This window comes from Listeria sp. ILCC796, from assembly GCF_900186175.1.
Lineage (GTDB): Bacteria > Bacillota > Bacilli > Lactobacillales > Listeriaceae > Listeria > Listeria goaensis.
Genome location: NZ_FYBV01000001.1, coordinates 52,028 through 65,857, shown reverse-complemented (window position 1 = coordinate 65,857; position 13,830 = coordinate 52,028). Strand labels below are relative to the sequence as shown.

Annotated in this window: 11 protein-coding genes; 3 read left to right on the top strand and 8 right to left on the bottom strand. The window is 41.6% G+C overall.

The genetic code is table 11. The features are described 5' to 3' along the window. Window position 1: 1 nt before the first annotated feature. Both CFS04_RS00330 and CFS04_RS00325 read right to left on the bottom strand, forming a co-directional pair. Window positions 2-796, bottom strand: coding sequence for an SGNH/GDSL hydrolase family protein (locus CFS04_RS00330; RefSeq protein WP_088808612.1), 795 nt, complete (start codon window positions 794-796; stop codon window positions 2-4). Between the two features lie 18 nt (window positions 797-814). Beyond that, window positions 815-1,654: a DegV family protein gene (locus CFS04_RS00325; RefSeq protein ID WP_088808611.1), complete on the bottom strand. Its 840-nt coding sequence runs from the start codon at window positions 1,652-1,654 to the stop codon at window positions 815-817. A 155-nt stretch (window positions 1,655-1,809) separates the two neighbouring features. On the opposite strand from CFS04_RS00325, the gene CFS04_RS00320 reads away from it, so the two are divergent. Then, window positions 1,810-2,442 carry a hemolysin III family protein gene (locus CFS04_RS00320; protein WP_088808610.1) on the top strand — a complete coding sequence of 211 codons (633 nt, stop codon included), beginning with the start codon at window positions 1,810-1,812 and terminating at the stop codon, window positions 2,440-2,442. 32 nt (window positions 2,443-2,474) lie between these two features. Here CFS04_RS00320 and CFS04_RS00315 read toward each other — a convergent pair whose 3' ends face one another. The 3 genes from CFS04_RS00315 to CFS04_RS00305 form a co-directional block, all read right to left on the bottom strand. Continuing rightward, entirely contained in the window at window positions 2,475-4,472 is a 1,998-nt protein-coding gene (locus CFS04_RS00315) for a heavy metal translocating P-type ATPase (RefSeq protein ID WP_088808609.1), read from the bottom strand. A gap of 174 nt (window positions 4,473-4,646) precedes the next feature. After that, entirely contained in the window at window positions 4,647-6,428 is a 1,782-nt protein-coding gene (locus tag CFS04_RS00310) for an ABC transporter ATP-binding protein (RefSeq protein ID WP_088808608.1), read from the bottom strand. Then, window positions 6,415-8,163 carry an ABC transporter ATP-binding protein gene (locus CFS04_RS00305; protein WP_088808607.1) on the bottom strand — a complete coding sequence of 583 codons (1,749 nt, stop codon included), beginning with the start codon at window positions 8,161-8,163 and terminating at the stop codon, window positions 6,415-6,417. Before CFS04_RS00305 ends, CFS04_RS00310 begins: the two co-directional genes overlap by 14 nt. 150 nt (window positions 8,164-8,313) lie before the next feature. On the opposite strand from CFS04_RS00305, the gene CFS04_RS00300 reads away from it, so the two are divergent. Both CFS04_RS00300 and CFS04_RS00295 read left to right on the top strand, forming a co-directional pair. Further along, window positions 8,314-9,135: an AraC family transcriptional regulator gene (locus CFS04_RS00300; RefSeq protein ID WP_088808606.1), complete on the top strand. Its 822-nt coding sequence runs from the start codon at window positions 8,314-8,316 to the stop codon at window positions 9,133-9,135. Window positions 9,136-9,271: 136 nt separating this feature from the next. Continuing rightward, window positions 9,272-10,645 carry an L-cystine transporter gene (locus tag CFS04_RS00295; RefSeq protein WP_088808605.1) on the top strand — a complete coding sequence of 458 codons (1,374 nt, stop codon included), beginning with the start codon at window positions 9,272-9,274 and terminating at the stop codon, window positions 10,643-10,645. Between the two features lie 21 nt (window positions 10,646-10,666). On the opposite strand, the gene CFS04_RS00290 is transcribed toward CFS04_RS00295, so the two are convergent. From CFS04_RS00290 to CFS04_RS00280, 3 genes are all read right to left on the bottom strand, one after another. Then, window positions 10,667-11,224, bottom strand: a complete 558-nt coding sequence (locus tag CFS04_RS00290) for a 2'-5' RNA ligase family protein (protein WP_088808604.1) — start codon at window positions 11,222-11,224, stop codon at window positions 10,667-10,669. A 49-nt stretch (window positions 11,225-11,273) separates the two neighbouring features. Beyond that, window positions 11,274-12,251, bottom strand: coding sequence for an aromatic acid exporter family protein (locus CFS04_RS00285; RefSeq protein ID WP_088808603.1), 978 nt, complete (start codon window positions 12,249-12,251; stop codon window positions 11,274-11,276). Between the two features lie 83 nt (window positions 12,252-12,334). After that, window positions 12,335-13,822, bottom strand: a complete 1,488-nt coding sequence (locus CFS04_RS00280; RefSeq protein WP_088808602.1) for a phosphomannomutase/phosphoglucomutase — start codon at window positions 13,820-13,822, stop codon at window positions 12,335-12,337. Between the last annotated feature and the right edge of the window lie 8 nt (window positions 13,823-13,830).

Genomic DNA, 13,830 nt, shown 5'->3' with positions numbered 1-13,830 from the left:
CTTATTTTGGAATTTCCCCGTCTTGTATCGCTTGATTTATGCTTCCATAAAGCTCAGCCGCCATCTTTTCATAGCCTTTATGATTCGGATGGAAATAATCACCCGAAAGTAGCGGGTTCGGCTTGTCCATATTTTTCTTTTCGCGATTTTCAATAACATTCGCAACTGGCACAAAAATAACGTCTTGTTCGTCTGCAACAATTTTTTCAGACCCTTTATTCCAACTCGAAATAATCGTATCCAGTTGTTTAATTTGGCTGAAATATGTGGTGTACGGATTATAAATCCCCACTAAAAAAACAGGCGCATCTGGATTTAAGGTATGGATTTCTGAAAAGAGGGTGACTAATTGCTTTTGGAAATTTTTTTCCGCTTTCGTAAAATCACTTACTTGTGCTTCAAGTAAGCGCGACTTGAGGATTTTCATGACATCATTTCCCCCGATTGTAATTGTGACGACATTCGCCTTTTTTAAATCGGAACGGAAATCCTCATTTTCATCCAAACGTTTTAAAAGCTGATCAATTCGGTTGCCCGAAACGCCATAATTATACGTTTTGACGCTTCTGACATCCTCATTTTGTTTCAGTTCTCGCTCTAAAATCCCGACATAGCCGCCATTTTTCTCTTCATCGCCAATGCCCTCCGTCAAGGAATCGCCCATCGCGAGCAATCGAATTGGCGTCTGTTCCGCAATCCTTTTTTGCTCCATATAATCTTTCAAATAAAATCCGCCTAGAATCCCCGCAACAATGACAAATACGGCGACTAAAAGCCAAATCCATTTTTTCTTCATCTATCTTATTCACTCACTTCATTCAGTATAGTACATAACTGCAAAAGCGCCGTTTCCTGCATGCGTTGCCACAACTGGGTCGGCATTAAAAATCGGCATTTTGCTAAGCTGTAATATTTCCATCGCCTGCGCTTTGAACTCCTCGGCCATTTTAAGACCATTCGCATGTTCAATATCCAGCTCGACAATTTTTTTCGACTCCGTTTTAATCACATCAAATAAATACGACATGATTTTTTTGTTGCTTCGTAATTTAGCCTCTTCTTCTAGCTGGCCATTTTTTAAACGCGCAATCAATTTAATGTTTAACAGACTACCTAAAATCCCTTGCACTTTCCCGACGCGCCCACCTTTAATAAGGTTTTCAAGCGTCACAACGACAATATAAAGTTTCGTTTTCGACCGAATTTCCGTCATGCGCGCCGTAATTTCCTGAACCGAAGCATCGCCAGATTTCGCCAATTTAGCTGCCTCAAGCACTTGGAAAGCTTGGCCTCTTGCGATATAATCCGTATCAACAACGGTCACATTTCCTTCAACCATTTCGGCAGCTTGTCTAGCCGTATTCACCGTTCCACTTAATTTTTCCGTTAAATGAATGGATAAAATATCGTAACCTTCAGCAATATATTTTTCATACATCTCAACAAAATTCCCAATTGCGGGTTGAGAAGATTTTGGTAAACTTTTTGACGAACTCATTAAATCCATAAAAGCTTCCGGTGTTAAATCGGTTAGCGGATTATATATTTTCCCGTCAACCTCTACAGACAACGGTAAAACCGCAATCCCCCACTCGTTTTGTTCTTCAACTGAAATACATGCTGTAGAGTCCGTAATAATTTTTATTTTCCTCATACTTTCATCACATCCAATTTTCGCTTGATACTCCCTATTATAACGTTCAATTGGCTATTAGGATAGTCATATTAGGAAAATCTCAGAAAACTCTTTTCATTCTAACATTTTTGCCGTAAGATAAAGGTATTACAAAAGAAAAGTTTGGTGATAAAATGAACACGATTTCCTATAATTTTAAAGAAGAACTCGCGAACGCCATCACGCACGGTATCGGCTTTTTACTTAGCATTCCAGCCTTTATTTTACTCGTCCTATATGGCGTAACGAAAAATGATCCTCTCTATTTAACCAGCTTTCTCATTTACGGCATCTCGCTTATGGTTCTTTATCTTTGCTCCACACTACTGCACAGTTTTAAGCCATGCAAAGCGCGCAAAATTTTCAACATTATGGATCACGCATCCATCTACTTACTAATCGCTGGCACCTACACACCGTTCGTTTTAATCACCTTAGAGGGCGCACTCGGCTGGACGCTCTTCGGCATTGTCTGGGGGCTTGCACTTCTCGGCATTACGTACAAAATCTTCTTTTTGGAAAAATGGCGGGTTCTGTCAACCATCGTTTATGTCATCATGGGGTGGCTCGTTTTAATCGGCATTAAGCCGCTTTATTCCGGCCTTAGTGCAACTGGTTTTTGGCTTCTCGCTACTGGCGGCATCATGTTCACGATTGGCGCTGTGCTTTACAGCTTTCCAAAAATCCCGTACATGCATGCGATTTGGCACCTATTTGTCATCGCTGGCACAACCTTTATGTATTTCTGTATTTTGTTTTATGTATAGAAAAACGCCACCGGGCTCTTGCCCGGTGGCGTTTATTTAATTTGCTTCAGCAAAAGTTGCGCATTAATCGCCACAATAATCGTACTTAGCGACATAATCGCCGCACTAATTGCGGGCGGTAAAATGAACGGGTATAAAACGCCTGCCGCAACTGGAATGGCAATCACGTTATAAAGCGTTGCCCAAGCCAAGTTTTGCACCATTTTACGTTTCGTTAATTTTCCCCAATGAATCACCTTGAACACATCTTCTGGATTGTTTTGGATTAAAATAATATCTGCCGCTTCATTTGCGACTTCCGTTCCGCTCCCAATTGCGATGCCAACACTCGCTGTTGCTAGGGCTGGGGCATCATTGACACCATCGCCAACCATCGCTACGTACTCCCCTTTTTCTTGGAGTTCCGTTAAAATTTGGAGTTTTTCTTCCGGTTGAAGTTCCGCAAAGTAGCCATTAAGTCCAAGTTCATCGCTCACATGTTTCGCGACCGCTTCATTATCTCCTGTAGCCATAAAAACGCGAATCCCGTTTGCCTGCAAATCTTTCACCGCTTGCTTCGATTCCGGCCGAACCTCATCAGCCAGCTCAACTTGCCCAATCAGCTCGCCTGCGATGACCAAATACACAACCGTTCGCGCCGCAGCATCTTCCGTTTTAAGCGGCTTCAAATCAAAATCTGCCAGCGCCTTTGGACTAAGCACCGCATGCTTTTCGCCGTCAATCAAGCCACTAACCCCTTTTGCAGTTAAAGCTTCAAAACCAGTAACATCGTGCTTCCGCACCTCATGCTCCTTGCCGTAATTTGTAATCGCGCTTGCAATTGGGTGTTCTGAAAACTGCTCGAGGGAAACAACGCGCTGAAGGACTTGTTCCTCCGAATAATCGCTTTTAAAGCTCACGACCTGAACAACCGTAAAATTCCCGATTGTCAGCGTACCCGTTTTATCAAAAACAACGGTTGTCATTTTGCTACTATTTTCAAATGCCGTCCGGTTGCGGATTAAGACGCCGTTCGCTGCCACTTTCGAAATCGAGTTAGAGGCCACGAGCGGAATCGCGAGTCCAAGAGCATGCGGACAGGCAATAACCATGACGCCAACCATCATCATAATCGCAAACGACGGTTCCCGCCCTAAAGCCAGCCAGACAATTAAAGTTGAAAAACCCGCTGCTAGTGAGATATAAGTTAGCCATTTGGCTGCACGGTCCGCTAGATTTTGCGTTTTTGATTTGGCGTTTTGCGCTTTTTGCACAATATCAATGACCGTCTGCAAATAAGATTCCGCCCCGACTCCCGTCACACGAAGCGTTATCGTGCCACTTCCGTTAATCGAGCCGCCAATCACCTGGTCTCCCGTCACACGCTTGACCGGCCGTGATTCCCCCGTCAGCATCGACTCATCAATATGCGTGCTACCACTTTCAATTTCACCGTCTGTCGGGATTTTATCGTTTGCACGCACGAGCACCTTGTCGCCTGGCTGAATATCGCTAATGTCTACCTCCACCTGTTTCCCGTCCACCAGTTTAATTGCCTGTTTCGGCAAAAGTCCTGCAAGAGCTTCAAGCGCTTTTGACGCCCCCATAATCGAACGCATCTCAAGCCAGTGCCCAAGCAGCATGATGGAAATCAGCGTACCTAATTCCCAAAAGAAATCCATGCCATGAAAACCGAAAACCGTTGCTACACTGTAAAAATAAGCAACTGAAATGGCGACACTAATTAAGCTCATCATGCCAATTGCATGGTCTTTCACTTCCGAAACGGCCCCTTTTAAAAACGGTAAACCGCAGTAAAAATACAAAATGGATGCGAGAATAAGCTGCACAAATTCCGTCCCGGGAAATGTCAATTGATAGCCAAAAATATCTTGCACAGCAACAGAAAGCACGACAAGTGGGACTGTCAAAAAGAGCGAAATAATAAACTTCTTCTTAAAATCCCCCGTATGATGCCCCGCATGTTTATCGTGCATATGCTCCGAATCTTCCTTATGCAAATCATGGTGATGACTATGTTCATTTTCCATCAATCACACCTTCTTTACATGATATTTCAGACTGATACGTTTTAGTTCACACAAATTCAAAGTTTTTCACAATCTGATTTCCATCACTATTGTAACATCAATTTGTGAATTTTTCCGAAAAGGACTTCGCAAAATAAAGTCGCATGAAATCTTTTTCGATTCCATGCGACTTTTCTAGAGCGCATTCAATAAATCAAATTGCGCCTGATACAAATTGTAGTAATAGCCTTTTTGCGCCATGAGTTCATCATGACTACCAGCCTCCTGAACGAGCCCATTGTCAATATAGAAAATTCGCGAACTATTTTTAATCGTGGAAATCCGGTGCGCGATAATAAATGAGGTCCGTCCTTCTAACAAACGTTCAAGTCCCTCTTGTAATAAAATTTCCGTTTTAGTATCAATGCTTGAAGTTGCCTCGTCTAAAATTAAAATCTTCGGATCCGCAAGAAGCGTTCGCGCAAACGAAATGAGTTGCCGCTGTCCAGCCGAAAGCGTGCTACCACGCTCTTTAACCTCCGTATGATACCCGTCTTTTAAATCCTTAATAAAATCATGTGCCCGAACGATTTTCGCCGCCTGAATAACCTCTTCTTCCGTTGCATCTAGCTTCCCGTAACGAATATTCTCAATAATCGTCCCGGAAAAAATAAAGGTATCTTGCAGCATGACCCCCATTTGACTGCGCAGCGAATGAAGTGTCACATCACGAATGTTCTGCCCATCAATAGCAATTTCCCCTTCATTCACATCATAAAAGCGGCTCAGCAAATTGATGACCGTCGTTTTCCCAGCCCCCGTTGGCCCAACAAGCGCAATCGATTCGCCAGCTTTCACATGAAAATCAATTCCTTTTAGGATATCATGATTTTTTTCATAGCGGAAAAAGACTCTATTAAAATCAACATTCCCTTTAATTGGACGCATTTTCGCAGCGTGCGGCAAATCTTGAATATCTGGTTTTACATCAAGCGTTTCAAAAATCCGCTCAAGATAGGTCGTTGCTGTAATTAACGCATTATAGAAATTCCCGATATTAATTACCGGATTCCAAAAATTCCCAACATAGCCGACAAAGGCAATTAGTGTCCCTGTTGAAACATCTACGCCTAGCCCTCTAATGCCGACAAAGTAAATCAAACAAGTCGTCATTACCGCAATATTTTGCACACCTGGCCAAAGTAAAAACTGGATTTTAACAGCCTTCATCCACGACTCCCGGTAAGCATCGCTCACATCGCTAAAAATTTCAAAATTCTTTTCTTCACGCGCAAAACTTTGTGTGACTTTAATACCCGCAATACTTTCATGAATATAGGCGTTCATATTTGATGTTTTATTGCTTAAAACTTGGTATGCCTTGCGTTGAGCCGTTTTGATGACTAACACGATAATAAGTAAAACGGGCACAAGCGCTAAACTATAAAGCGTTAGCACAGGATCAATAGCAAACATAAAACCAAGTGTCACAATCACGCTTAAAATATCTGAAATAAGATTAATTAATCCGTTTGATAATAAGTCACTCAGCATATTAATATAATTGACGACGCGAATTAAAATCTTGCCGTGTGGACGACTATCAAAATATGAAAATGGTAGCTTCTGCAAATGACTAAAAATCGCCGTTCGCATATCCTTTAAAATGTCTTGCCCGATAACCGTAATTGAATAAATTCGGTACCGCATACACAGTCCAGTAATGACAACCGAAAGAATGAAAATGACGGCAATCCAAAATAGCTGAGTATAATCTTGATTCGGAATCGTATCATCAATGACAATTTTAGTTAAATAAGGACCCGCCATTTGCGCAATGTTCGCTAGTAAAATGACAAATAACGTCAAATAAATCGGCTTCTGGTAAGGTTTAATATAGACAAAAATGCGTTTTAAGTGCGCCGCATTGAAGCCCTCTTCTAGTTCCTCATCAACATCAAATTTATTCCGTGCCATCGCCGCTCACCTCCGTTCCAAGTTGCTTATGATAAATTTCATAGTAGTATCCTTGCTTCTCAAGTAACTCCGCGTGATTTCCACGTTCAATCACTTCTCCGCGGCGGAGAATCAAAATTTCATCCGCATCTTTTACCGAAGAAATTCGGTGCGCAATAATAAACGTCGTCGTTTTATGCGTCACTTTTTTTAACTCATCTTGAATTTTTACTTCTGTTTCCATATCCACTGCAGAAGTTGTATCATCCAAAATTAAAATAGAAGGCTGCTTCAATAAAGCTCGTGCAAGCGAAATCCGCTGTTTCTGTCCACCCGATAAACCAACACCGCGCTCACCAACTATTGTGTCATAACTTTCCGGCATCGTTTCAATAAAATGATCCGCATCAGCAATACGCGCCATCCGCCGAATATCTTCCATTGAAGCATCTGGTGCGCCAAACGCGATATTGCCCTCAATCGTATCCGAAAACAAGAAAATATCTTGCATCACAGTTGCAATATGCTGTCTAAGCTCGCGCACATGCCATTCTCTTGCATCAACACCATCGATTAGCACTTGCCCAGAAGTTGGGTCATAGAAGCGGCAAATTAAATTGACGAGCGTTGACTTACCTGCTCCGGTTTCCCCTAAAATCGCAATCGTTTGCCCTGGTTTAACTTGAAAAGAAACATTTTTTAATACCTCGGTTGTTGGATCATCTTCAAAATGAAAAGAAACATTTTTGAATTCAACATACCCTTCAATCGTATGTGGCAATTTTTCAGCGCGTAGTGGAATTTTCGCTTCTGCTTTTAGCATGTCCCGAATTTTAAAAGAAGAGGCGATAAAACGCTGCGCGTCATTGATTAACCAACCACTCATTCGCATCGGCCCGTTCAGCATCCATAAGAAGCCATTAAATGCGACTAAATCGCCAAGTGACATTTGCCCTTTCATCACTAAGTAGCCACCTAGAATAAGTGTAATAATGGTTAACATACCTGCTAATGAATCAAGCACTGGTAAATATTTCTTAGAAACTTCCGCAGAATCTAAGTTACGCTTTTTAAAATCAAGATTGTGCTTATGAAATTTTTGCATCTCGTAGTCTTCCCGTGCGAAGGCTTTTACAACACGATTTCCACTAATATTTTCCTCCACCATGGAATTAAGGCGCGAAAAACTTTCCCTAATTTCATAAAAAGCGGGTTGTGCCTTTTTAGACATCAAAATGGTAAGAATCGCTATAAATGGTGTTAGTAGTACGAGAGTAAGTGTTAGTTTCCAATCAATAGTCAGCATGATGCCAATCGCAAAAATAAACAGGAATAAATTTTCCAAAATATTATAAACAACCCAAGAAACGAAATGCCGAATCGCATCTGTATCCCCTGTCATTCGCGCCATAATATCCCCAACACGAGTGTGATTGAAAAAGTCAAAATCAAGCGCTTGCAATTTTTGGTAAAGGTCTTCACGAATTTGATATAATCCGTTTTGTCCAATCCGTTCGAACAAAATTTGATAACTATAGCGAAAAACAGTTCGAATAAAGGTACTTATAATCATAATAAGCAAAATCGGAATGAGCAAAGAAGTCTTGTGCTGATAAACGACCAAGTCAATCACCTTACCGCCAAGCAATGGATAAAGAACGCTAATAAGCGAAGCAAGAAGTATAAGAATAAAAGCAATTAACAAGCGCGTACGATAAGGCCTCACATATGTCCAAATCCATTTTAAGCTGTCCAAGTGCGAACACATCCTTTTGAATTAATATACAAGTACTTAGTTTACACCGATTTTATTAAAAAAGAATGGTTAATCTTTCCCATAATGATGGACTTTATTATATAATTAAATCGAGGCTTGTAAGCGTTTAAATCCAAAGGGGGAAAGAAGATGCTCAAAATCGATACCAACACGTTTAATCCGCAAATTCTTTATGTGGGCGATTGTTATACGAACGAGCCACGGATTGGCGAGAATCACCATCATGATTTTATCGAGTTTTCCATTATTTACGAAGGACAAGTGAAGTATAATATCGAAGGACGTGAGGTTCTTTTAAGTCGTGGCGATATGCTTATTCTAAACCCAGGTGTGCGCCATTTTGATATTGCCGAACGAGGCATGCAAAATATCCAGATTCATATCGGTTTTCGCAATTTTTCTTTAGCCGGCTTCCCGCGCAACACCTTTCCTTTTAAAGAAACCGTATTGCAAAAAAATCAGTTAAGCTCGAAAATTTTAGCCATTTGTGAGGATATCCTTCGAGAAAAGTCCGAAGAAAATCCTGGCTATGATTTACTGCTAAAAACTTACGTTATGCAACTTATTATCCAAATATTGCGCGAAGCAGAACCAGAACAAATTCAAACAAGCGGCTTAAAACTGTCTATGGAAGAACTTGAAAAACAACAAATCGTCAATGAAATCATTCACTATATGGAAAAACATCACACCGAAGAAGTTTCCTTGTCACGCCTATCCGAAACCATGTACATTAGTCCCGCCTATATTTCTCGCGTTTTTAAAGAGGAAACTGGCGACTCACCGATTCATTACCTGATTAAAATCCGCCTCGAAAAAGCCTATCTGCTACTAAAAGACGGCCACCTAACCGTAAAAGAAGCCGCCAAACTTGTCGGCTACAATGATGCCTATTATTTTAGCAAACTCTTCAAAAAACATTACGGCTTCCCGCCGTCTCAAACGAGTTGAATTAAAAGAAGAACCTGCCAGAGCTGGCAGGTTCTTCTTTTAAAAAATTTTAATTGACTTCTGTTTTATTTCATTGTATTCTTAATACCAATAATTCTTATCGGAATTATAAACATTAAAAAAGGGGGCTTTTTATTTGAATACCATTTTAGTCATACTTAATTTAGTTGTGGCGCTTGCCATTATCGGACTTTTTATCTTTTTACAAAAGCGTCATGTTTCATTCTCAAAAAGGGTTTTACTCGCACTTTTCGTCGGCATTTTAGCCGGATTTATATTACAGTGGATTTACGGCATGTCAAGCGTTGTTACAACAGAAACAACCGACTGGCTAGGGATTATCGGCGGAGGTTACGTCAAATTCCTACAAATGATTGCCATTCCACTTATTTTTGTTTCCATTATCACCGCTTTTACGCGTCTGGAACTCAAAACGAATATCGCTAAAATCGGAATTTGGATTATTGGAACACTTATTGTAACGGCGGCAATTGCTGCTGTGGTTGGTATCGTTTCTGCCCTACTCTTCCATTTAAACGCCGATAATATCTCACAAGGTGCGGTAGAAGTCGCACGCGGCAAGGAGCTTCAAGACCGGTTCGCAGAAATTGGTGATCTTACTTTACCCCAAAAAATCTTAGAATTATTACCAACTAATCCGTTCCTCGATATGACTGGTGCAAGAGCAACATCAACCATTGCCGTAGTTATTTTTTCAGCCTTTATCGGCGTCGCGTATCTTGGTGTTAAACGCAAGCAGCCGAAAGAAGCAGAAATTTTTTCGCGCGGCATTGATGCCATTTTCGCCATCGTTCTTCGCATCGTGAGATTAATCCTTCGTCTAACACCGTATGGCGTTTTCGCGATTATGACAAGTACTGTTGCGACAAGCGATGCTAATGCGATATTGAAGCTAGGGAACTTTGTCATCGCCTCTTACGTTGCCCTCATCACCATGTTTATTATTCACCTATTAATCGTTGCGATTGCAGGCGTTAACCCTATTACTTATGTAAAAAAATCACTCCCCGTTTTAACATTCGCTTTTACTTCCAGAACGAGCGCGGGAGCCTTACCTCTCAACATTGAAACACAACGCAAACTAGGTGTGCCGTCAGGGATTGCCAATTTTGCCGCATCATTTGGACTTTCCATCGGTCAAAATGGCTGTGCTGCTATTTATCCAGCGATGCTTGCCATTATGATTGCACCAACAGTCGGCATTGACCCTACTTCGATTAGCTTCATTCTGACCGTAGTTGCCATTGTAGCCATCAGCTCGTTTGGCGTAGCCGGTGTTGGAGGTGGTGCAACATTTGCAGCCATCATCGTATTATCTGCCTTAAACCTACCCGTTGGACTTGCTGGCGTTTTAATTTCAATCGAACCTTTAATCGACATGGGGCGTACCGCGCTTAACGTGAGTGATAGCATGGTATCCGGAATCGTCACAAGTCGCGCCACAGGCTCTCTTGAAAAAGAACAAGAAACTGAAGAAGTTGCCGTATAATATGAAAAGGAGCAAGGCGACCTATCGCCTTGCTCCTTTCTCTATTTTCTTCAATCGTTTTCTAAAAATGATTTCAACACGGTTTCCCGGGAACGATTCAATTAGCGCAATTCCCGTTATCTTTCCTTTAATCGGCGAAAGATTGACCCCGTACCGATAAACACCCGCGATTTTTTCATTGTGTAAATGACTGGAAATCGTCGTATGCGGCGTCCATCTGCCCGGTAAATAATGCGATGTCGGATTGCGATTGTAGTCATCAAATAAAAGGTGATGCTTTTCATGTAGAGACAGCAACTCTCTTGTTACCGTAGGAGCCAAGAAAACTACGCCTGACTTTAAAAATGTGCCTACTGCATTAAATTCCACTTTTATCTCATACTGCCCTTTATAAAAATGCACAAGCTTATTCACAAATTGCTGATGCCGAATATTATCGTACGTAGCAAGCGTAATATGTGGCATCCGGTGGCGCATGTCGTCCACATAATTTGACAAGCCACCCCGTTTCAATTCAAACCAAATGTCCTTAATCTCTCGCTCCGTATTCTCATCAAAAAGTGCAATTACAGCATACATACAACCACCTCCGCATGCTTTTTTACCAGTTTTCCCCTTCCAACTTAGACTAAACGTTCACCTGCTCTTTTTCCAACCCAAATTCCACATAAAAATCACGTTTTGTTTCTAAAAAATAACGTAAATCATTCATAAATTGAAAGAGCACCGCCCGATTTTCAAATTCTTCCCGCGAACTAGGCAAATCACTTTTTCGAAAAGCGCGAACAAGATTTGTAATTTCCTCAACCAGCCTATCAGCCGGATTATCTTCCGCAAGTTCAAGCGCTGTCTTCTCCGTCAATCCAGCCAAAATTTTGCTATGCTCCGTATTTCCCTTAAACTCCGCAAGATGTCGCTTCATCTGCGTCAAAACACGATACTGAACAAGCCGCATATCCACATATTGCACATAATAATGCACTTCTTTTAAAAAATAATTGTCCACATTTTGCGTAGCTCCCGCTTGCATGGCTAAAAGAGACGTTTTAAGTTCACTAAAACGAACATCACCGTCAACATAAGGCACTTCGTTTTTTAAACTTTGCGACATCGCGAATAAAATCTGCCGCATCAATGCCTCAATTTTTTGCTGATCCTGTTTTAATTTCACATCCAGTTTAGGCATATAAAGGTTTAGCAGTATTGCTATCCCCGCCCCCACTGCCATAAGCGCCATTTCATTAACAAACCAGAAAAGCGCTAGCGACTGTTCCACTAAAATGTGCGTCACAAGCACCGAACTAACGACTATCCCATCTGTCACTTTAAGACGTACAGCAAGCGGAATAAAAATAAGTAAATACAGTCCAAAACTAATCGCATTAAATCCTATCAAAAGAAATAAAATGGCTGAAATCGATAGCGCAATCACAGTCGAATAAACGCGCTGAATCGCAAGTTGCATCGATCCCTTCTTCGTATTTTGAACACTCAAAATCGTAATAACTCCCGCCGAAACAGCATATTCTAATCCTATCCACTGTGCAAGCAGTATTGCAACTGTCGCCCCAATTGCCGTTTTTAATGTCCGCATCCCAATTCGCATCGGTCGACCTCCTCTTTCACATCACTCTATGATAGCATGAAAACAAAAAATCTTGAAGAATTCTCTTCAAGATTTTGTAAAGTTTAAAATGGAATGTGTAGCCCATCAAAACGTTCAAAAAATGGCTCTAGCGTGTCAAGCACGCGATTTATGCCTCCCGCTTCGTCAGCCTCTAAATTAAACGGCATCACTGGTTCATGCAAACTCATTCGAAGTAGAAACCAGCCCGAACCATACTTGCCGCTTGTCTTAACGCGAATACCTTCAAAATTCTCCCGTTCAAGTTCAAAGTCAGGCGTCTGTTTGATAAAGCTTTCAAATTCGTGCAACACGTTTTGTCCGTAGGATTTAAAATTAGATGTCGCAATTTGAATGCGAATCTCCTTGCTTTCTTTTGGCTGCTCTAGGTCGGCTATCAAAGCAGTTAAGTCTTGACTGTTTTTCTTGAGTACCGCATATTCCATTAAAATTCGAGCCACTAAATAGGCGCCGTCATCTAAAAAGTAGTTTTCTTTCAAAGCAGCATGTCCACTCACTTCAATCGCAATTTCAGATGGCGTACCCATTTCATTTAAGCGAATCGCTTCGCCAATAACATTGCGATAGCCGCGTTTAAAACGATGCTGCTTGCCAGCATGCGCCTCAATAAAGGCTCTTAAATGGTCAGAAGTTGTCGAATCCGTCACGATTGTCGTTTCAGGATACTCTTTTAAAAGAATAGCGGAAATAACGGCGATAAGAGCATTTCGATTCAAGCTTTCCCCGTGCTGATCCATAATAGCCGCGCGGTCGACATCCGTATCAAAAATGACACCTAAATCAGCTTGACTTTCTAAAACAGCTTTTCGTAAGCTCGCCATTGCCTCATCATTGTCAGGATTCGGAATGTGATTCGGGAAATGGCCGTCCGGCTCTAAAAATTGACTCGCGGAAACGTCAGCACCTAGTGGAGCTAAAACGCGCTCTGCGAAAAAACCACCTGCTCCATTTCCTGCATCGACCACAATTTTACTGCCAGCAAGTGGCTTTTCTCCTGCGCCAACTTTTGTTTGAATCTTCCTCACTAAATCATCTGCGTAGAGGCTCATCAAATCAATATTTTCAACCGAATCAGCTTGTTCTTTCACATGCTCTCGGTCCGCATGTTCCAATATGTAAGCAATATCTTCTTTTTCAGCGCCACCCGCTTTTGTGAAAATTTTGATACCGTTGTAAAAATAAGGAAGGTGACTTGCCGTAATCATGATGCCACAATCGGCGTCAATTTCCGCGTACTGGGTCGCCATAAACATCGCAGGCGTAGTCGCAAGGTGCGCGTCCAAAACAGCGAAGCCATCTGCCGCGAGCACGGAAATAAGCTCCGACTTAATTCGTTCCGCCGATAAACGGCTGTCATGGCCAATCGCCACTTTTATGCGCCCTTTTAACCCTTTCTTTTTGGTTAGAAAAAAGGTGATGCCGCGTGCTATTTTTTGTATCGCCTCATCCGTCAAAGTCACGTCGTGTTCGTCCGTTTGAATCGCAATACCACGAATATCTGAGCCATTTTGAAGTGCTAAAAATTCAGTCATACGAAACC

Excerpts from the sequence above, each read along its gene's own strand:
- CFS04_RS00330 (WP_088808612.1), bottom strand. The coding sequence starts at position 796 with ATGAAGAAAAAATGGATTTGGCTTTTAGTCGCCGTATTTGTCATTGTT.
- CFS04_RS00325 (WP_088808611.1), bottom strand. The coding sequence starts at position 1,654 with ATGAGGAAAATAAAAATTATTACGGACTCTACAGCATGTATTTCAGTT.
- CFS04_RS00320 (WP_088808610.1), top strand. The coding sequence starts at position 1,810 with ATGAACACGATTTCCTATAATTTTAAAGAAGAACTCGCGAACGCCATC.
- CFS04_RS00315 (WP_088808609.1), bottom strand. The coding sequence starts at position 4,472 with ATGGAAAATGAACATAGTCATCACCATGATTTGCATAAGGAAGATTCG.
- CFS04_RS00310 (WP_088808608.1), bottom strand. The coding sequence starts at position 6,428 with ATGGCACGGAATAAATTTGATGTTGATGAGGAACTAGAAGAGGGCTTC.
- CFS04_RS00300 (WP_088808606.1), top strand. The coding sequence starts at position 8,314 with ATGCTCAAAATCGATACCAACACGTTTAATCCGCAAATTCTTTATGTG.
- CFS04_RS00290 (WP_088808604.1), bottom strand. The coding sequence starts at position 11,224 with ATGTATGCTGTAATTGCACTTTTTGATGAGAATACGGAGCGAGAGATT.
- CFS04_RS00285 (WP_088808603.1), bottom strand. The coding sequence starts at position 12,251 with ATGCGAATTGGGATGCGGACATTAAAAACGGCAATTGGGGCGACAGTT.
- CFS04_RS00280 (WP_088808602.1), bottom strand. The coding sequence starts at position 13,822 with ATGACTGAATTTTTAGCACTTCAAAATGGCTCAGATATTCGTGGTATT.